Source organism: Acinetobacter sp. CIP 102529 (genome assembly GCF_000368325.1).
Classification (GTDB): domain Bacteria; phylum Pseudomonadota; class Gammaproteobacteria; order Pseudomonadales; family Moraxellaceae; genus Acinetobacter; species Acinetobacter parvus.
This window is the reverse complement of record NZ_KB849354.1, coordinates 80,096-99,027: the sequence shown is the minus strand read 5'-3', so window position 1 is coordinate 99,027 and position 18,932 is coordinate 80,096. Positions and strand designations below refer to the sequence as shown.

Here is an 18,932-nt window from a genome sequence, read left to right as displayed (position 1 = left end):
TCAAGGCTAAACCAGCTAGGATCAGTTTTGTGCAGTTGATTGTATTACCAATAAATTTTATCAGTAGGGCAGCTTCGGCTGCCTTATTTGGATTGCTGCTTTTAATTGCTTTTGCAGTAACTGCACCGATGGGAAGTCAGGAATATTACGGTTTTTACCGTTATGACTATTTGTTGTTTTATGCGCTGATGATCCAGATTTGCCTGCTGTATTTAAAACTTGAATCCTGGGATGAAGCCAAGGTCATTGCCTTATTCCATATTATGGCGATGGGGATGGAGATTTTTCTGACGCATCCTGCAATTGCATCATGGCAATATCCTCAGCCTGCCATCTTTAAGTTGCTTACGGTGCCATTATTTGCGGGTTTTATGTATTCTGCGGTCGGCAGCTTTTTTGCAAGGTCACTCCGCCTGTATCAGGTGTCTTTTGAAAATCTCCCCCAGTTTGGCAATATGTTGTGCCTGGCAGTTTTGTCTTATTTAAATTTCATGACCAAATTCTTTATTCCTGATATTCGTATGGGATTATTTATCTGGAGTGTGGTGATTTTCTGGAAAACAAAACTGTATTTTCAACTCGCCCAACATCGTTTCAAGGTTCCGATGCTGCCGATTTTGCTGATACTCGCATTCCTGATCTGGATTGCTGAAAATATCAGTACTTTCTATAAAATCTGGCTTTATCCCAGTCAGGTTGATGCATGGCATATGGTTGGCTGGGGGAAACTGGGTTCCTGGTATTTACTGTTATTGTTAAGCTTGGTTCTGGTCTTAAAAATACTGGGTGAGCGTGATCAAAATGGGACTTGGCGATTGTATTAAATATGATGAGATCAAACATCTACAATCACATAATACTTTTTAACTGCTTCAAGTACTTCAAATGTGCCAATAAATGCAGGTGGAATAATACCCGCATTTCCAGCAGCCACTTCAATAAACGTATTGGTTTGTGCATCATGGATACGCACAGCGCCCTCAATCACCTGAAAAAATTCCTGTTTATTGTCGGCAAACTGAATATTCCATGCACCCACTTCACATTGCCAAATTCCACAACTCATATGAGGATGTTCATATAAGCTATAAGTTAGGCGTTGTGGGTTGCCTTTCACCAATCGATCAGGGCGAGGGTAATCAACACTAGCTTCATGTTGAATAAGCTGTCCCTGACCAGCGAGATAAATGGATGACATGGTAAATACTCAGATCAATAACTTTCAGGAACCGCACTTAAAAACTCACGGCGAGTTTCCTTGTCCGTCTTAAAATCACCAATAAACGAAACAGTACGGGTGGTGGATTCCTGCTTGCCAACACCACGCATCATCATGCACATATGCGCTGAATCAATCACTACAGCAACACCACGTGCCTGAGTCACTTCAGCAACAGCTTCTGCGATTTGCTGGGTCAAGTTTTCCTGAATCTGTAAACGACGGGCAAACATTTCCGTAATACGGGCAAACTTGGATAAACCGAGCACCTGACCTTCAGGTAAATAAGCAATGTGCACACGACCATAGAAAGGCAGCAGATGGTGTTCACACAGTGAATAGAACTCGATATTTTTGACCAATACCATTTCATGGTTATCGGATGGGAAAACCGCACTATTGGTCACTTCCTCAAGCGTTTTGCTATAGCCAGAAGTTAAAAAAGAAAAAGCTTTAGCCGCACGCATTGGCGTATCTTTTAGGCCTGGGCGATTTAAATCCTCACCAACGGCAGTTAAGATATTTGCGTACGATTGCTGCATAGACATAACAATGTTCACTCAGGTGGATTGAACAAAACGGCAATTGTATCAGAAAACGATTAAAAAATTGAGTTTTGATCCAATTGCCGATTACTGATTGTACTTTGGATTTTTTTCAGCACGTTTAAGCAGCACCAAAACTGCACCTGTACCGCCCTGATTTTCAGGTGCACTGACAAAAGCCAATACATCACGGTGTTGTCTGAGCCAACCATTGACATAGGTTTTTAAAATCGCTTCTGGACCTTTGCCATGCACAATTTTAATGACATTCTGATTTTCATCTTTTGCAATCTGGATAATTTGCAAAACGGCTGACCGTGCCTGCTCAACGGTACAGCCATGTAAATCCACTGCCTCAAACCAGCGCATTTTGCCTGCTTTTAAATCCTCAAAAACTTTATGCTGCAAGGTTGCGATGCGATAGCTTAAAGCAGCTTGGCTTGCAACAGGATTCAGGATGGCCTGGGTATCTGAAATCTCAGTATGTTCCTGTTCGGCAGAACCCTCAGCCGCGGCCCGTTTTGCCAATGTCTGCGCATCCACCTTTTTGCTGCGGGTGGTTTTGGTATTGGCAATATTATCATTGGCGATAGGTTTTACACCGACCAGTGCTTTTTTAAAAAGCTCGGTATCTTCCAGCTCTTCAACAGCAACCTGAGTTTTTTTTGACTCAGCCTGTTTGGCAACCGCGCTGGATTGAGGGTTGGAAATTTGCTTTTTAAAGGCTTTTAGCAGGTTAAACTGATCTTTAGAAAGCGATGAATCATGTTTGCTCATAATAAATTTAAACCAGTTCTGGTTTCCCAAACAATTCACCAAACGCTAAATCAGGACGAGGCTGTTTCATAAAACTTTCACCAACAAGGAAAGTGTGAATATCATTGGCCTGCATCATTTCCACATCAGCAGGTGTGGCAATGCCGCTTTCAGTGACCAACACACGAGAGGCTGGTAGCAATTTCTTTAAACGCAATGAAGTATTTAAATCCACATCAAAGGTTTTTAAATTACGGTTATTGACACCGAGAATACATTGCTCAGGTAACTGTAAGGCACGTTCCAGTTCGTCTTCGTCATGCACCTCAACTAATACATCCAGTTGATGTTCAAATGCTGTTTTCGACATTTCTTCTAGCTGCTGATCAGACAAGCATGCCACAATCAATAAAATACAGTCTGCATGTAAGGCTCGTGCCTCAACCACATTATAAGGATCAATCAAAAAATCCTTGCGTAAAGCGGGCAGGGCACAATGGTTACGTGCAATTGCAATATTTTCATCTGCACCCTGAAAGAAATCCACATCAGTTAAAACAGATAAACATGCTGCTCCAGCTTGTTCATACTGCTGTGCAATTTCCGCAGGATTAAAGTCTGCACGAATGACGCCTTTAGATGGTGATGCTTTTTTAATCTCAGCAATCACGGCTGGACGTTTATGTTGCAGGGCATGGGCAAAACCACGCACGGGTGTTGCCTCTTTCGCCCATTGTTCAACATCATGCAGGCTACGCTGTTTTAAACGTGCGGCAAGTTCCTCATGTTTACGGTCAACAATTTTACCGAGAATGGTATTTTGAATATTGATCATGAGAAATCCTTAGTCTGCCTGATATTGTTTCAATGTTTTGGTAAATTCACCCAGAATACTCATTTTTTCCAGGGCCTGTCCGCCATAGAGAATATCCTGCGCCAGCGCAACGGCTTGTTTATAGGTCTTGGTCATGCCTGCCACATAAATACCTGCACCTGCATTCAGTGCAATCATGTTGGCTGCTTTTTCACCGATTTCTGATTTGTTACGGCCCAAAGCATCCTTAATCAACTGCAAGCTTTCTTGTGAACTGTTCACAACCAAACCCGTCAGTGTCTGTGATGGAATTCCAACTTCATCTGGAGTAATCGTCCATTCAGTGATTTCACCATCCTTGAGTTCGGCCACTGTGGTGGGTGCCGCTAGACTGATTTCATCCAGACCGTCTCTGGAATGCACCACCATGACATGTACTGCTCCCAGCTGTTTTAAAACCTCAGCAATTGGAAGACACAGTTCATCAGAAAACACGCCAATGACAAAACGATTGACACCAGCAGGATTGGTTAAAGGACCCAATAAATTAAAGATACTACGAATACCCAGTTCACGACGTGGTGCCACAGCATAACGCATGGCCTTGTGATGATTCGGTGCAAACAGGAAACCCACACCCATTTCACGAATGCAACGTTCAGTCTGTTGCATATCCAGATCAAGCTGAATACCCATCTGTTCCAATACATCTGATGAACCAGATTTACTGGACACACCTCGATTGCCATGCTTTGCGATAGTCGCACCCGCAGCAGCAATCACGAAACTTGAGGCAGTGGAGACATTAAACAGGTTTTGGCCATCACCACCTGTTCCTACAATATCGACCAAATGGGGAATATCGCTGACATCGATCTTGATGGCAAACTCACGCATAATCCGTGCCGCAGCCGTGATTTCATCAATACTTTCGCCTTTCATGCGTAGGCCCATCATCAATGCGCCAATCTGGGCGTCGGTGGCTTCACCCTGCATAATGCTACGCATGACATCTTCCATTTGCGGCTGGGTCAAATGAATGTTTTTGGTAATATGATTCAATGCTTGTTGAATGTTCATTTATGCATAAATCTCTAAAAAATTCTTAAAAATCTGGTGTCCATGCTGGCTCAGGATGGACTCTGGATGAAACTGAACCCCCTCAACAGGAAGTGTTTTATGCTTTACACCCATAATTTCTTCAATCGTGCCATCTGGCTGATTGGTCCAGCAGGTCACTTCAAGACAATCTGGCAGTGTTTCCTGTTCAATCACTAATGAATGGTAACGTGTCGCAGCAAAAGGCGAGGGTAAATTGCTAAAAATACCCTTATTGCTATGGTGCATATCTGATAAACGACCATGCATCACGGTTTTGGCACGGATAATATTGCCACCAAAAGCCTGACCAATCGCCTGATGCCCTAGACAAACGCCCAGCAAGGGAATTTTTCCTGCAAAATGATTGATGGCTGGAATGGAAATTCCTGCTTCAGTTGGGGAACATGGGCCAGGACCAATCACCAGATATTTAGGCTGCCATCGTTCGATATCCTCTAATGTGACTTGATCATTACGAACAACTTTTACTTCCTGATTCAACTCGCCAAAGTACTGAACGATGTTGTAGGTAAAAGAATCGTAGTTGTCGATCATCAGAAGCATGACTTTAACCTTTTGAAAAATGTACACTTTATTGTGTTGTGATCTTAAATAAATCTATCAGCTTGTCTTATTTTTAATCGCTATAACGAATAAAAATATTCACTCATGATAGAGGAAAATAATCATAGCAAAAAACAAATGGGCAATGCTGAATATTTCGAGTAATGATGATTTGGATGAGGATAAAAACGTGTAAATAAAAGACAGAAAAATGCAGAATAAACTTTTTTAATTTAAGGGTTTAGTAAAAAATGGCACACCTGAATTGAAAGTCGAATTGAATTGATTGGAATCAAACTGAAAAGAATGATATAAAAAGCCAATTTATACCATCCAAAGATGGCGTAATTGGCACTAGATTGGTTCTTTGTTATATGTTTTGCACTGTTTTGGTTCATTGTGTCTGTTTTGGAGACGAGCTGAGGTGGAAATGTATAAATATGGTGCATTTGTGAAAGCAAACATTATAGTAGACATGGGACATGGAGCTTAAAGCATTTTTTCTGCAAAGAATTTCAATGTTTTAGGTATGCTTTAAAATTGTTGGTATGGTAATTGCTAATTATACATCAACAACTAACACGCACTTAACAGGTGCACAAAAATTTCATTGGAGCAAATGAGCATGGCGAACAAGGTCCTTCAACTCATCAAAGAAAGTGGCGCAAAATGGGTCGATTTTCGCTTTACTGATACTAAGGGTAAAGAGCAGCATGTAACTTACCCAGCTGACACCATTGATGAAGATACCTTTGAAGACGGTAAAATGTTTGATGGTTCTTCAATCGCTGGTTGGAAAGGCATTGAAGCGTCTGACATGATCTTACGTCCAGATGCTGAAACAGGTTTCCTTGACCCGTTCTTTGCTGAGCCAACTGTTGTTGTGACTTGTGACGTAATCGAGCCATCTACTGGCCAAGGTTACGAGCGTGATCCACGTTCGATTGCTCGTCGTGCTGAAGAATATTTAAAATCTACTGGTATCGGTGATACTGCATTCTTTGGTCCAGAACCAGAATTCTTCGTTTTTGACGAAGTGAAGTGGGATATCGACATGTCTGGCGCTCGCCACACATTGATCGCTGAAGAAGCTGCATGGTCGACTGGTAAAGATTATGAAGCTGGTAACTCTGGTCACCGTCCACGTGTGAAAGGCGGTTACTTCCCAGTTCCTCCAGTTGATTCTCATCAAGATATGCGTGCTGAAATGTGTGCACGTATCGAAGACATCATGGGCCCTGGTCGTGTAGAAGTACATCACCACGAAGTTGCTTCTTGCCAATTAGAAATTGGTGTGAGCTTCAACACCATGGTTCGTAAAGCGGACGAAGTTCAGCAGTTCAAATATGCAGTTTGGAACGTTGCTCATCAATATGGTAAAACTGCTACATTCATGCCTAAGCCAATGGTAGGTGATAACGGTTCTGGTATGCACGTTCATATGTCTATCTCTAAAGATGGCAAGAACCTGTTTGCTGGTGATGAATATGCTGGTTTATCTGAAATGGCATTGTTCTTCATTGGTGGTATCATCAAACACGCGCGTGCATTGAATGCAATTACCAACCCTGGTACAAACTCGTACAAGCGTTTAGTTCCACATTACGAAGCTCCGATTATGCTTGCTTACTCAGCACGTAACCGTTCTGCTTCTATCCGTATTCCTTACGTTTCTAGCCCTAAAGGCAAGCGTATCGAAGCACGTTTCCCAGATCCATTAATGAACCCATACTTAGGTTTTGCGGCATTGTTGATGGCTGGTCTTGATGGTATCCAAAACAAGATCCATCCAGGTGAAGCTGCTGACAAGAACTTGTATGATCTTCCTCCTGAAGAAGAAGCAAAAATCCCAACAGTTGCTCACAACCTTGAAATGGCGATTGATGCTCTTAAAGCGGATCATGAGTTCTTATTAAAAGGCGGTGTGTTCACTAAAGAAATGTTAGATGCTTACATCGAACTTAAAACTGAAGATGTACGTCGTCTTAATACGACGACTCACCCAGTTGAATTTGATATGTACTACAGCCTGTAATACATCCAAAATCAGAAAAGTCCGCTTCGGCGGACTTTTTTTATGTTTCTGTTTCAATTTGAATTTCATACATTTTTAATAAAAAATTCAGGTAAACTAATCCCGATGTTTTTAGTGAGCCAAGCATGCGAAATTTACGACCAAACAGAACAAGGGAACAACAGCTTCCTGCTGAATTAAAAAAATGGTTGTATGCCTCAGGTTCACTCACTCAACAACTGACAGATTTGGCAGGTGGTGAGTTTCATGTTGAACGCATCAAAGAACAGTACCAACGTTTAACGCTTGCGGATAGTCGATGGATGAAGATGCCATACCATCACCTTGCATGGGTACGAGAAACCAATTTATATGGTTGTGAAGAACAGGCATGGGTAAAAGCTAAAAGTATATTTCCAATTCTAAGTCTGCAAAAAAAAGCCCGTTTGTTTCAACATATTGGTAATAAGCCGATTGGCTGGTTTTTATTTCAAAGAACCAATCCAGCTTGCGAAAGACGTGTGATTCATCTGGAAGAGGGCTGGACACGACAAAGTTGCTATACTTGGCATGGCTGCAAATTTATTGTGCAGGAAACATTTCTGCCAGCGTTTGAACAGTTTATTCGTCAGCATTGACTCTAAGGAATCAGCATGGAAACAGTGCAACACACCACATGGCGACAACGTCTGCAAGCCTATTATTATCTCTGCCGTTTTGATAAGCCGATTGGTACGGAACTGGTATTTTGGCCCACCATGTGGGCGTTATGGATTGCATCTAAAGGTATTCCTGATTTAAAAATCCTGCTGGTAATGACGCTGGGCGTGATTTTTATGCGTGCAGCAGGCTGTGCCATTAATGACTTTGCCGACCGTAAAGTCGATGCTCATGTAGAACGCACCAAAACCCGTCCTTTAGCCACAGGGATTATTCGTGCCCGTGAGGCAGTTTTTGTATTTTTGGGATTGGTTGTGGCTAGTGCCTGTCTGTTGTTGTTCTTGCCTTTAGAGACTTTTTATTGGTCATTTGGTGCATTGTTTTTGGCGTTTATGTATCCTTTTATGAAGCGCTATACCCATTTACCTCAGGTATTTTTGGGTGCTGCATTCTCATGGTCAATTCCCATGGCCTATACCGCAGTAGGGCAAACACCTGATTTAACCTGCTGGTTTTTATATTTTGGCAATTTGGCGTGGACAGTGGCCTATGATACTCAATATGCGATTACTGATCGTGAATATGACCTGAAAATTGGGGTGAAATCGACGGCCATTCTGTTTGGCCGTTACGATATCCAGATTATTGCTTTGTTACAGGCAATTAGTCTTGGATTGATTGGGACGGCATTTTATCTGGAAAATATTCTAATTCCTTTTGGGCTGATTGCATTGCTTGTGGTTGCGGCAGATTTTATTTATCAGGCGTTCAAAACAAAAGATCGGAACCCTCAAATCTGTTTTTGGGCATTCCGTCACAATCGTTGGGTTGGAATGATTATTTTTATCGGAATTTTTTTAGAATTCATAAGCTGAAATAATGAATGAATAGAAAAGTGTCCTATGCAGGGCACTTTTTTTATGTATTAATAGAATGGCGTGTAGCGTCATGTATAAAAAAGACAAGGACTAAAAGGATATTTTATGAAACGGTCTAATATTACTTTAGCAATTTCTACGTTAACAGCTTCATTATTTTTAACTGCATGTAATAATGGCGGCGGCGGTAGTGATAATAATTCACAACCCTCTACACCATCATCTTATGTTTCAGAAACAGCGTATGTAAATGAAGCAGACACTTTGAAAGATGTGGCTGAAGCGAGTTCGGTTAAAGTCATTAAATATAAAATGCCAAACGTTTTGGGTAAGACTGTTGAAACCTCAGCGCTTGTCTATTTTCCAACGATTGCTCCACCTAAAGATGGTTATCGGGTGATCGTATGGACGCATGGCACATTGGGTGGAGCTGATAAATGTGCACCAAGCAATGCAGGATTGGGTGATCGATTCAATGACTATATTGCCAAGGAGCTATTGGGTCAGGGTTATGTAATCGTGGCGCCTGACTATGAGGGCTTAGGAGGAGAAGGTGAACATCCTTACCTGAACCTGCCGAGCGAGGCTAAATCTGCAATCTATGCAGTGAAAGCAGCCAAAGAGCATTATGGCACCAAACTGAATGGCGCGTGGATGTCTGTAGGCCAGTCACAAGGCGGACAGGCTTCATTGGGTGTTGCTGAATATGCCAATGCAGATGTAAGCTATAAAGGTGCGGTTGCTGGTGCACCAGCATCAAGCTTAGGCGAAATTATCCTGAATGTTGCACCTGCTGCAATCAATGGCTTGTCACAGCCTGTTGCGATTGAAACCTATGCGACATTGTTGTCTTATGCCGCATTGGCTGGGGTTGGAATTACAGCTTATGAGCCAACATTCAATTACCAGAATATGTTTGGTAGTGCCAAAGCCAAGACCATTGCCGATTTGGCAAAAACTGAATGTCTGGATGAAATCCAGGATGAATACAGCAAAGATATTCAAGCCTTTATAGCAGCGAATCCAGACAAGAAAGTTATAGACTATCCAGGAATTAATCGGGAAGAGTTTGAAACAGATGAGGTTGTGAAGAAGTTCCTCAACGACTATAGCCAGCCAACAACGAAAAAACTGAATAAACCAATTCTGATCGTTCAAGGGGTTTATGATACCAATGTACCTTATACTGTGACGTATGATCTGTACGATAAAATGTCAAAAGCAGGTACAAATGTCAGTATGATTCCAGTGCCAATTGCACCAAGTGCAAGTGCTCCTGTGGTGAATGGTTCTCATACAGGTGCAATTCTTTATGCAACACAAACTGGGCAGTTAAGGGACTTTGTTAAACTTTATATGCCAGCTCAATAAGCCAATCAACTATAAAAAAAGAGTCTCTTTATAGAGGCTCTTTTTTGTTATATTGTTGCACTCCTTGAAGCTTGCAACTTAAGTTGGAATAATCCATGAGTCAAAAAACTGTTGAAAAAAAGTCGATACCTTGGTTGTTGATGGGTTTGGGTTTGGCAATTCCAATTTTTATTGTAGGTATGGCATTTCTTGCTGCAAAGAGTGATGCGGAAACAAAGAAAAAATATGACCAGCAACATGCTGAAATTGCCAAGAAATTCGAAGAGCAGAAAAAGGCCGAGCAAGCTGCAAAAACAGAGCAGTAATGTTACGCATCATTAAATCAGCGAATATCCATCTGTAACTGTTTAATGGATGGAATTTGCGTATAACGTTGTACCCGATAGCCTGCCTCTTTCAGCATACGGTCACGTTTTTGGTCTTCCAGTTCCTTTCCAATATGGCTTGTTTTCCTAATTAATAAAATGGTTGTCAAATAAGAACAATGATTGTAACTACTATTTTTTCTCAAATACAAAACTGTAATATTGCTTTAAGTTCAATTTTTATAATTTTATGTATTGTATAAATTTTAGTTTTATATAAATTAATCATATAGATATTGTATTTTAACTTGAAAATTATTGTTCAAATTAATTAGCAAACAAACCATTAAATTTTTTTTAATAATATTTGGGGTAAACGTGGAAGACGAGTTATGTAGGCTAGTGCAGGAGTATATGAGTAAAAACCCTGTTATTGTTTTGGGAAGTGGAGCTTCTGTCCCACATGGAATTCCTGGCATGGGGTTGTTAGGGGAACATTTACAAAATTCTATTCTTCCACTAAGTTGTGAAGATGATAAACATAAGGAATGTTGGCAAGAATTTTTAGAACGATTGAAAATTGAAGATCTTGAGTCGGCATTAACAAATATATCAGCAACTGATGAAGTTACTGATCATATAGTTTCAACTACTTGGGCTTTTTTGAATTCTGAAGATTTAAATATCTATCATCAAGTAATTAGGGATAGGCGTTTTTTACCTTTAAGTCGTTTATTTAGATATATGTTTGGTAGTGTTAACAGAGAAATTCATGTTGTTACACCAAACTATGACAGATTAGCAGAATATGCAGCTGAAGCAGCTGGTTATGCAACCTATACCGGATTTAGTTTTGGATATTTAGGAGAAAGAACAGTCACTATCCCTCCAAAAATAACATTAAATGGTAGGCCACATCGGACAGTTAATGTTTGGAAAGTGCATGGTTCATTTGGATGGTTTCGTGACCCCGCTGGAGTGGTGGTATCACTTCCTCCTATGCTTGAGCCTCCCAGTGGCTTATTACCAGTAATAGTAACTCCAGGTATTGAAAAATATAGAATTACTCATGATGAGCCTTTCAGAAGTGCAATGCATAATGCTGATGCTGCGACTCAAAATGCTTCAGCGTTTTTATGTATCGGCTATGGATTTAATGATAGACATTTGCAATCTCGCCTTATCGAAAGATGTCAACGTGATGATGTACCCCTGATATTAATAACGAAAGAAATCAGTTCAACAGCTCATGCATTCTTTAAAAGTGGTAAATGTAGAAAATACATTGCCATTGAAGAAGCTACTCAAGGTATAAAAATTTATTCAAATAAATATCCGAATGGTAACGAAATTAAAAATGTATTGGCTTATTGGCAACTTGAAAATTTTTTAAAATTAATTCAATAAGAGGGAATAACAAAATGGCAATATTAGAGTACGACGATAGTGAGGCATTAGGTCGTGTTAGAACAGTTGATACTATGACAGTTGTTGTAGAAGTAGATGATGTAGACAGACTTAGAAAGTTACAAGTAAATAGACTTGCAGTACTTCAAAGTAGTAAAGCTGGTCAACATTTAATAGGAATAATTCAAAAAATTACGAGAACAGCAATTGATATAAAGGACTTTAATGAGAAAAACAAAAATGATGAAGATAATATTATAAGTGAAAAGAATGTAGTTAAAATAGCATTAATTGGAACGTTAATTGATCGTTTAGGTGTTAGGGAAAATGTATTTCATCGAACTCTAGAAACCGTACCTGAAATTGATGCTAACTGTTTTTCATTAGAGGGTGAAAGATTAACTAACTTTATGCGTGTTATTGCCAATATATCTGGATATTCACAGAAATTATCTCTAGGGCACTATACTTTGGATGAAGCAGCTGATGCTTATCTTAATGGAAATAAATTTTTTCAACGTCATGCCGTTATTGTAGGTAGTACAGGTTCAGGTAAATCATGGACAACTGCACGGGTATTAGAACAGGTTGCTGGTTTAAAAAATGCTAATGCAATAGTTTTTGATATTCATGGTGAATATAGTCCGTTAAAAGGCGATGGATTTAATCACTACAAAATTGCAGGGCCAAATGATTTGGAGTCCGGAAAGTTAGACAAAGGAATTTTATTTCTTCCTTATTGGCTTCTTGGTTATGAAGCTATGACATCAATGTTCGTTGATAGAAGTGATCAGAATGCACCTAATCAGACTATGATAATGTCAAGAGCTATAGTAAACGCAAAAAGAACATATTTAGAAAGCACTGGTCATACAGAAATTTTAGCCAATTTTACTATAGATAGTCCAATTCCATTCTGCATAAATCAAGTTATACAAGAGCTTCACAGTTTAAATACAGAAATGGTAGCAGGTGTGAGAGCTGGAACTGAAAAAGCCGGAGAGTTTAATGGAAAGTTAAGCAGATTAATTCAACGGCTTGAGAATAAGCTTACAGATAGAAGATTAGGATTTATATTTAAAGGCACTGAGGAAACAATGTGCTTTGAATGGCTTGAGAAACTAGTTATTTCCCTAATTGCTGGAACAAAAGACCAGCTAAGTGAAACAGGAGGGGTGAAAATAATAGACTTCTCTGAAGTCCCTTCCGATATATTACCCTTAATAGTTAGTTTAGTAGCTCGAATTATATTTTTTGTTCAACAATGGACTGAGTCTAGCTATAGACATCCTATTGCAATTTTTTGTGATGAAGCACATTTATATATTCCTGAGCGCCATCAATCAGGCAGTGCTAATGAAATTTCTGTTGAAATATTTGAGCGTATTGCTAAGGAAGGTAGAAAATATGGCGTGGGCTTAGTGGTTATTAGCCAACGCCCATCAGAGGTCAATAGAACGGTATTAAGTCAGTGTAATAACTTGATAGCAATGCGTTTGACCAATGGTGATGATCAAGCTGTTGTGCGACGACTGCTTCCTGATGGGTTGGGTAGCTTTGGAGATTTACTACCCGTATTGGACACGGGTGAAGCTCTAGTAGTAGGAGATGCTAGTTTATTACCAACACGAATTAGAATCTCTGAACCTTCTCAAAGACCAAATAGTGGCACTGTCGATTTTTGGGAAAAATGGTCAACTGATCTCTCTATAGGAAAACATAATATTGCAGTTGATGGATGGAGGAAACAGACTATGCAAGAATTTAATTAAATCTATATAACCTGAATCGCGCATAAGAAATTGACTTGAAAAAAAGGTGGCTGAAAACAATTAGGGAGTTACCACATAACCTACGCCTTCAACTACCATGTTCGATTTTACATATTTCTTCTGCATGATTGATGACTTTTTTCAGAAATTTGAAGCAACCTACTTGGGAATTTTTAAAAGACAGCAACAAGCGTTTTAGAATACAGTCTTCTCAATTGAAAATTTCAGAAATTGTATTTATCGCTATTTGGTCTAAATGCTGTAATTTAAATAACTTCAAAGCATTATTCTTTTCATTAAAGCACAATCATAGTCAACACTTTTGATATTTACCGTGTTACCAACGAATGGTTTATCTCATCAGAGCACATCGATTGGCACTACATGCTTTACATTTTGCCTTAATGAAAGACTGTCAGAGTCACTATTTATTGATTCAATCACACTCCCTCCCTGCCTGTGCTCAAGGTTTGGTGAACATTTTCCTTCCTGTTTTAACCGTAATAAAGCACCTCCATATGTGGGTGCTTTATCCGTCTTGATCACCCGTGGAATTTGCCACTGCTTCATATTATTTAAAATTTTTCCAAGAAAACAATAGGCTGATTTGGCACTACGTCTAGATGAAAGGTAAAAATCAATGGTATAGCCATGTTGTTCGGCTGCACGATACAGATAAGACCATCGTCCATTTACTTTTACATAAGTTTCATCAATATGCCATGAGCTCAGATCTGTAGGATTATGCCAATACCAGCGCACAGCGTAAAGGATGATCTCACCCTGAAAATGCCGACCATGGAAAGGATTCATAGGCTACACTTTTAGCTGAAACAGTTTTTAGCTTATCATTCGTGGTTATTTGCAACAGTGCCATTTAGAGTACTAGTGTTTAATTATAAGATTCTCCATTTAAGAAGTGTATTGCTGCATAAATTTTTAAGCATAACTTTGTACAATGAAACCATCATGCAGACTAACTTAAATAAACTTAGCTCCGATAAAGTCGATACAATTCAATAATATTAAAGGGGAGAATGATTAAATTTTTTAAACCCCTTAATATAATCATCAACAATATGTAGATTTCCAATTAAGTGATACTTATAAGTGGTTAAGCCTTCTATTGCAACAGGACCTCTTGGAAGGACTTTATTTGTACTTATTCCAACCTCTGCTCCAAAGCCGTAACGGTACCCATCAGCAAATCGTGTTGAGCAATTATGATATACATTTGCAGAATCTACCTGACGCATGAAAGTTTCAGCATTTATAGAATTTTGCGTAATAATTGAGTCCGTATGATGTGACCCATAAGTGTTAATGTGATTGATGGCTTCGTTGGTATCATCTACAATTTTTAAATTAATACTCTTATCACCATATTCAATAGACCATGATTCAGGTGTTAAAAATTCTCTATTAACAATCTTAGACACTTCTTGATCTGCATATATACTGACTTGCGATTGATCTAACTGACTGACTAACTGGGGAAGAAATTCGGAAGCAATAGATTTCTTAATTAAAAGAGTTTCTACTGCATTACAGGCAGCTGGATATTGGACTTTTGAATCCATAATCATATTTAAAGTCTGTTGAACATTATCAATTTGATCAACATAAATGTGGCACACACCATCTGCATGGCCCATAACGGGTATGTTTGTATTATTTTGAATGTAGTCGACTAATTTTTTTGACCCTCTAGGAATAATCAAGTCTATATACTGATCTTCTTTTAATAATTGATCTATTTGAGATCTTGCATGTAAAAGGGTCACTATTTCTAAAGGTAGTTTTTTTCTTGAAAGTATTTGATGAACAATTGCCATCAAAAAGCCGCAAGTTCTTTGGGCTTCCATTCCCGGTTTTATAATTAAGAAATTATTAGTTTTAATCCCAATTCCAACAATTTGTAAAAAGGCATCAGGTCTAGCTTCTAAGATAACGCCAATTACCCCAATTGGATAAGACTGCTTGATTAAGGTAAGGCCATCATCTAGCTCCCTTACAAATTCCTTTTGGGAAATTGGATCATCTAGATCAATTAATTGATTTAATCCTTTAATACAACTATCTATTTTATATTTATCAAATTTTAAGCGGTTTAGTAAGGACTCATCGGAAGTATGCTGTTTAGCAATTTCAAAATCCTCTTCACTAACTTTTATTATTTGATCACTCCTATTTCTAATTTCCTCTATTAGTTCCTTTAATATCAGGTTTCTATCTTTGTTACTTAGAATGGTCTTCTTTGATAGCAAACTTGCATTTTTAACTAACGTTGGTAAACATTCATCAATGAGGTTCATAATATTTAAAGTCCAATTATAGAGTTTTAAAAGTCACTTCTTTTCAGAGATATCAAAATCAAAAATGTCGCACACTAAGGTGTCGTCATTACCATTTTCAGATATTTCTCTAAAGTCATATGAGTCTTTAATTTTTTTAGCATCAATTGAAAGAGTAGAGGCGGATATAGAGTTATAATTTTCAACTAAGGTATTTAGACAACGATGAACAGCATCAGGATTCTTTGAAACCTTCATCATAATTACACTTCCTTCAAACAAAGAAATCACATCCTCAGCAAAAGTACTTTTGGATTCCAAATTTATTTTTTCATTCATCGAATTTATTAGAAGCTTTTTCCAATTCTCGAAAAAATTTATAACTCTTGTGTGTGCAGATTCGGGAAGACTTTCAGCCAAAAGGTTAGCCATTAGGCAAGATTGTTGTTGTACGAAAAAATCAGCTGTTCTGCTTAAAATTTCTTGAATATCTTTGGAATCATTATCTTGAATATATTCAAAAAAAATTGCTTCCACCGCATCGATAACTGCTAATAATATGTCTTCTTTGCTAGCAAAGTGGCTATATAAACTTCCCTTTAGAAGGCCAGTTGCCGATGCAATATCACCAACAGTAGTAGCATTGAATCCCTTATCTCTAAAGACCGTAATTGAGTTTGAGATAATTCTGTCTGCACTTTTACTCATAACATAATCCTTTAGGGCAAAACAAACGTTTGTTTTTATTCTAAGTTATATGTAATATTATTTCAAGCAAGCTATATTATTAAATATATATAGCCATTTTAATTTAAAATTTTGATGGATAAAAAAATGAAAGATGTGGGGATGAAAATTGACAGTTACCGCGAAGCAAAAGCTATAGGAATTTTACATGCACCACCTCATTGTATTGAGTTGCTTATTAATGGGAATACAGACAAAGGGGATGCACTAAAGACTGCTCGTATTGCTGGAATAATGGCAGCTAAAAAGACTGATGAATTAATCCCACTCTGTCATTCTTTGCCCATTTATCAAGCCGATCTAGAATTTAAGCCATATGCTACACATGTTGAAATTATTGCTACAGTTAGTACTATTGCCTCAACTGGTGTAGAAATGGAAGCTTTAACAGCTGTGAGTGTAGCAGGTTTGACTTTATACGATATGTTAAAGCCTCACTGCAAGCCAGAAGAGCTTAGTGTAAATCATATTAAATTACTTAATAAAATAGGCGGTAAATCTCATTTCAAATATGAGCTAAAAGAAGCGTTGAAGGCATCTGTAATTGTTTTATCAGATAATGTTTCAATGGGGAAAAAAAATGATACAGCTGGTAAGACTGTAGTAGATATCTTAAAAAAAGCAAATTTCCATGACATTAAATTTCAAGTGATTCCTGATTCATCGGAACAACTTCAAGCATTAATTGAAGCACAGCAAAATCTATATCCTTTAATTTTGACTGTGGGAGGAACGGGTTTTGGTGAAAGAGACCTAACAGTGGAAACAATTAAACCATTATTACAACAAGAAATACCAGGTTTAATGGAAGCTTCACGCAGTTTTGGTCAACGAAGAACGCCTTACGCTGCTTTAAGTAAAGGAATTGCTGGCTATATTGATAAAAGCTTGGTTGTTACATTACCAGGTAGTAGACAAGGGGCTCTTGAATCATTGACAGCTATTTTACCAGCATTAATACATTTATTTGATATTCAAAATAATATTCCTCATCAAGGGGGTTATTAATGAACTATCATTCAAAATTGAATACTTGTATTTCAGGTCAGAATTTAATTTCCGTTGATCAGGCTTTAAACTTAATTTTGGATACTATACAACCTCTAGATATTGAAAATATTAATTTGTCCGATGCTTTAAGTCGTTATCTTGCCAAAAGTGTATATTCGAAGGTTAATCTTCCTTTTTTCCCTCAGAGCTCAGTCGATGGTTATGCTCTTTACTGTGACTCTAATATTGAAGTAGGTACTAAATTCAAATTAATAGGTGAAATCCGTGCAGGACAAACTACAGAGTTAAAATTACAGACAGGTCAAGCCGTAAGAATTTTTACTGGTGCAAAAATACCAGAAGGGACTACAACAGTTGCCGCACAAGAAATGGTCCAGCATGTAGATTCTAAAAATATTATAGTTTTAGAAAATCTAGAATTACATACAAACATCCGCGACATCGGTGAGGAAATTTCTGCCGGTGAATGCTTAGGTAGGCAAGGAGATAAATTATCAATCGGTGGAATTGCAGCCTTGAGTATGGCTGGAATTCATCAGGTAACTGTCTATAAATATCCAAAAGTTGTAGTGGTTATTACTGGAGATGAGGTATCTGAAAGTGTACTGGATTTAGCTTCAGGAAAAATTTTTGATGCTAATTCACCTTTAATTTATACGTGGTTTTCTCAGCGTAACCAACAGGTCACAATACACCATGTTGAAGATAATAAAGAAGATTTGAAAGTTTTACTAAATAATCTAAGTCAAAATTATGATTTAATTTTAACTACTGGTGGAGTATCAGTCGGAGATTATGATTTTATTCGTCCAGTTGCTCTAGATTTAGGTTTTAAACAAATTTTCTGGAAAGTTAAACAAAAACCTGGAAAGCCAATGTTATTTGCTGAATTTAAAAAAGCAAATCAATCTGCTTGCTATCTTCTAGGATTGCCTGGTAATCCAGCTGCGGTATATGTAGGAATGCAGATTTATACAGAATGTTTACTGTCAAGCCTCCAAGGTCAAAAAACTCAACCTAAATGGTTTCAGGCTGAAATATGCCATGACTTGGTTGGAGATACTAGGGAGCGTTTTTTAAGAATGGTAGCACATTTTGAACAAGCTAAATTAACCGTAAAAAGTCTCAATAAACAACATTCACATATGATTAGTAATTTAATGCAAGCCAATTGTATTGTAAGAATTCCACCTAATACAAATGTTGCAGCAGGACAACTTGTACAAGGTATTTTTATATAATTTTTTGTAGAGGTGGATTATGAAAAAAACTATATTGGTATCTATAGCACTTTGTTCAATTAGTTCGTCTAACGCTGGTTCAGTAAAACTTTTCGCAGCAGCAAGCCTGAGTAATACTCTTACTGAGATCGCTCAAATTGATGTGGTTCCGTTAATTAGACCACTCAATTCAGTTTTATAAGTGATAAATCCGCTCTAAATATTTAAATCATGCTGCCATTACTTTTAGTAAA

The 18,932-nt window shown here is 38.2% G+C and carries 19 protein-coding genes and 2 pseudogenes; 11 read left to right on the top strand and 10 right to left on the bottom strand.

The features are described 5' to 3' along the window. The first annotated feature begins 29 nt into the window (after positions 1-29). A complete protein-coding gene (locus tag F972_RS02765) occupies positions 30-824 on the top strand; it encodes a DUF817 domain-containing protein (RefSeq protein WP_004681245.1) in 795 nt (264 codons plus the stop codon). An 11-nt stretch (positions 825-835) separates the two neighbouring features. Here the strand turns inward: F972_RS02765 and F972_RS02760 are convergent, their stop codons facing one another. From F972_RS02760 to F972_RS02735, 6 genes are all read right to left on the bottom strand, one after another. Next, positions 836-1,198: a cupin domain-containing protein gene (locus tag F972_RS02760; RefSeq protein WP_004681243.1), complete on the bottom strand. Its 363-nt coding sequence runs from the start codon at positions 1,196-1,198 to the stop codon at positions 836-838. A gap of 14 nt (positions 1,199-1,212) precedes the next feature. Continuing rightward, positions 1,213-1,761 (bottom strand): GTP cyclohydrolase I FolE, encoded by a 549-nt coding sequence (folE, locus tag F972_RS02755; RefSeq protein ID WP_171055691.1) that lies wholly within the window; start codon positions 1,759-1,761, stop codon positions 1,213-1,215. Positions 1,762-1,851: 90 nt separating this feature from the next. After that, on the bottom strand, positions 1,852-2,541 hold the full coding sequence (locus F972_RS02750; RefSeq protein ID WP_004681238.1) for a Smr/MutS family protein: 690 nt from the start codon (positions 2,539-2,541) through the stop codon (positions 1,852-1,854). 7 nt (positions 2,542-2,548) lie between these two features. Continuing rightward, positions 2,549-3,355, bottom strand: a complete 807-nt coding sequence (gene trpC / locus F972_RS02745; protein ID WP_004681237.1) for an indole-3-glycerol phosphate synthase TrpC — start codon at positions 3,353-3,355, stop codon at positions 2,549-2,551. A gap of 9 nt (positions 3,356-3,364) precedes the next feature. Beyond that, complete coding sequence (trpD, locus tag F972_RS02740; protein ID WP_004681234.1) at positions 3,365-4,414, bottom strand: anthranilate phosphoribosyltransferase; 1,050 nt, start codon at positions 4,412-4,414, stop codon at positions 3,365-3,367. Next, positions 4,415-4,999, bottom strand: a complete 585-nt coding sequence (locus F972_RS02735) for an anthranilate synthase component II (protein WP_004681233.1) — start codon at positions 4,997-4,999, stop codon at positions 4,415-4,417. It lies immediately after the preceding gene. Between the two features lie 619 nt (positions 5,000-5,618). Between F972_RS02735 and glnA the strand changes: the two genes are divergently transcribed. From glnA to F972_RS02710, 5 genes are all read left to right on the top strand, one after another. Continuing rightward, complete coding sequence (gene glnA, locus F972_RS02730; protein ID WP_171055689.1) at positions 5,619-7,034, top strand: type I glutamate--ammonia ligase; 1,416 nt, start codon at positions 5,619-5,621, stop codon at positions 7,032-7,034. A 125-nt stretch (positions 7,035-7,159) separates the two neighbouring features. Next, entirely contained in the window at positions 7,160-7,651 is a 492-nt protein-coding gene (locus tag F972_RS02725; RefSeq protein ID WP_004678044.1) for a chorismate--pyruvate lyase family protein, read from the top strand. A 15-nt stretch (positions 7,652-7,666) separates the two neighbouring features. After that, a complete protein-coding gene (gene ubiA / locus F972_RS02720) occupies positions 7,667-8,548 on the top strand; it encodes a 4-hydroxybenzoate octaprenyltransferase (protein WP_004678041.1) in 882 nt (293 codons plus the stop codon). Between the two features lie 108 nt (positions 8,549-8,656). Next, the gene (locus F972_RS02715; RefSeq protein WP_004681231.1) at positions 8,657-9,922 is read left to right on the top strand and encodes an alpha/beta hydrolase family protein; all 1,266 of its coding nucleotides are present in this window, start codon (positions 8,657-8,659) and stop codon (positions 9,920-9,922) included. A 95-nt stretch (positions 9,923-10,017) separates the two neighbouring features. Then, entirely contained in the window at positions 10,018-10,227 is a 210-nt protein-coding gene (locus tag F972_RS02710; protein WP_004678037.1) for a hypothetical protein, read from the top strand. A 17-nt stretch (positions 10,228-10,244) separates the two neighbouring features. Here the strand turns inward: F972_RS02710 and F972_RS15985 are convergent, their stop codons facing one another. Continuing rightward, on the bottom strand, positions 10,245-10,397 hold the full coding sequence (locus tag F972_RS15985; protein WP_010589242.1) for a hypothetical protein: 153 nt from the start codon (positions 10,395-10,397) through the stop codon (positions 10,245-10,247). A gap of 208 nt (positions 10,398-10,605) precedes the next feature. On the opposite strand from F972_RS15985, the gene F972_RS02705 reads away from it, so the two are divergent. The 3 genes and pseudogenes from F972_RS02705 to F972_RS16185 form a co-directional block, all read left to right on the top strand. Then, positions 10,606-11,634 carry an SIR2 family protein gene (locus F972_RS02705; protein WP_228127548.1) on the top strand — a complete coding sequence of 343 codons (1,029 nt, stop codon included), beginning with the start codon at positions 10,606-10,608 and terminating at the stop codon, positions 11,632-11,634. 14 nt (positions 11,635-11,648) lie between these two features. Next, positions 11,649-13,406, top strand: coding sequence for an ATP-binding protein (locus F972_RS02700; RefSeq protein WP_004755763.1), 1,758 nt, complete (start codon positions 11,649-11,651; stop codon positions 13,404-13,406). A 97-nt stretch (positions 13,407-13,503) separates the two neighbouring features. Then, positions 13,504-13,867 (top strand): annotated as a pseudogene (locus F972_RS16185) (IS982 family transposase); the annotation flags it as partial. Here the strand turns inward: F972_RS16185 and F972_RS02695 are convergent. The 3 genes and pseudogenes from F972_RS02695 to F972_RS02685 all read right to left on the bottom strand — a co-directional run. After that, positions 13,860-14,219 (bottom strand): annotated as a pseudogene (locus F972_RS02695) (DDE-type integrase/transposase/recombinase); the annotation flags it as partial. The pseudogenes F972_RS16185 and F972_RS02695 overlap by 8 nt on opposite strands. 212 nt (positions 14,220-14,431) lie before the next feature. Beyond that, the gene (locus F972_RS02690) at positions 14,432-15,721 is read right to left on the bottom strand and encodes a glutamate-5-semialdehyde dehydrogenase (RefSeq protein ID WP_004681224.1); all 1,290 of its coding nucleotides are present in this window, start codon (positions 15,719-15,721) and stop codon (positions 14,432-14,434) included. A gap of 33 nt (positions 15,722-15,754) precedes the next feature. Then, a complete protein-coding gene (locus tag F972_RS02685) occupies positions 15,755-16,408 on the bottom strand; it encodes a TetR/AcrR family transcriptional regulator (RefSeq protein ID WP_004681222.1) in 654 nt (217 codons plus the stop codon). Between the two features lie 126 nt (positions 16,409-16,534). Here F972_RS02685 and moaCB point away from each other — a divergent pair, with 126 nt between their 5' ends. Next, positions 16,535-17,455 (top strand): bifunctional molybdenum cofactor biosynthesis protein MoaC/MoaB, encoded by a 921-nt coding sequence (moaCB, locus tag F972_RS02680; RefSeq protein WP_004681220.1) that lies wholly within the window; start codon positions 16,535-16,537, stop codon positions 17,453-17,455. After that, positions 17,455-18,699, top strand: a complete 1,245-nt coding sequence (locus F972_RS02675; RefSeq protein WP_004681219.1) for a molybdopterin molybdotransferase MoeA — start codon at positions 17,455-17,457, stop codon at positions 18,697-18,699. Before moaCB ends, F972_RS02675 begins: the two co-directional genes overlap by 1 nt. Positions 18,700-18,932: the final 233 nt, after the last annotated feature.

Bases quoted from the DNA above. Each gene is read 5' to 3' on its own strand.
- F972_RS02760 (WP_004681243.1), bottom strand. From the start codon at position 1,198: ATGTCATCCATTTATCTCGCTGGTCAGGGACAGCTTATTCAACATGAA.
- folE (WP_171055691.1), bottom strand. From the start codon at position 1,761: ATGCAGCAATCGTACGCAAATATCTTAACTGCCGTTGGTGAGGATTTA.
- F972_RS02750 (WP_004681238.1), bottom strand. From the start codon at position 2,541: ATGAGCAAACATGATTCATCGCTTTCTAAAGATCAGTTTAACCTGCTA.
- trpC (WP_004681237.1), bottom strand. From the start codon at position 3,355: ATGATCAATATTCAAAATACCATTCTCGGTAAAATTGTTGACCGTAAA.
- trpD (WP_004681234.1), bottom strand. From the start codon at position 4,414: ATGAACATTCAACAAGCATTGAATCATATTACCAAAAACATTCATTTG.
- F972_RS02735 (WP_004681233.1), bottom strand. From the start codon at position 4,999: ATGCTTCTGATGATCGACAACTACGATTCTTTTACCTACAACATCGTT.
- glnA (WP_171055689.1), top strand. From the start codon at position 5,619: ATGAGCATGGCGAACAAGGTCCTTCAACTCATCAAAGAAAGTGGCGCA.
- F972_RS02725 (WP_004678044.1), top strand. From the start codon at position 7,160: ATGCGAAATTTACGACCAAACAGAACAAGGGAACAACAGCTTCCTGCT.
- ubiA (WP_004678041.1), top strand. From the start codon at position 7,667: ATGGAAACAGTGCAACACACCACATGGCGACAACGTCTGCAAGCCTAT.
- F972_RS02715 (WP_004681231.1), top strand. From the start codon at position 8,657: ATGAAACGGTCTAATATTACTTTAGCAATTTCTACGTTAACAGCTTCA.
- F972_RS02710 (WP_004678037.1), top strand. From the start codon at position 10,018: ATGAGTCAAAAAACTGTTGAAAAAAAGTCGATACCTTGGTTGTTGATG.
- F972_RS02700 (WP_004755763.1), top strand. From the start codon at position 11,649: ATGGCAATATTAGAGTACGACGATAGTGAGGCATTAGGTCGTGTTAGA.
- F972_RS02690 (WP_004681224.1), bottom strand. From the start codon at position 15,721: ATGAACCTCATTGATGAATGTTTACCAACGTTAGTTAAAAATGCAAGT.
- F972_RS02685 (WP_004681222.1), bottom strand. From the start codon at position 16,408: ATGAGTAAAAGTGCAGACAGAATTATCTCAAACTCAATTACGGTCTTT.
- moaCB (WP_004681220.1), top strand. From the start codon at position 16,535: ATGAAAGATGTGGGGATGAAAATTGACAGTTACCGCGAAGCAAAAGCT.
- F972_RS02675 (WP_004681219.1), top strand. From the start codon at position 17,455: ATGAACTATCATTCAAAATTGAATACTTGTATTTCAGGTCAGAATTTA.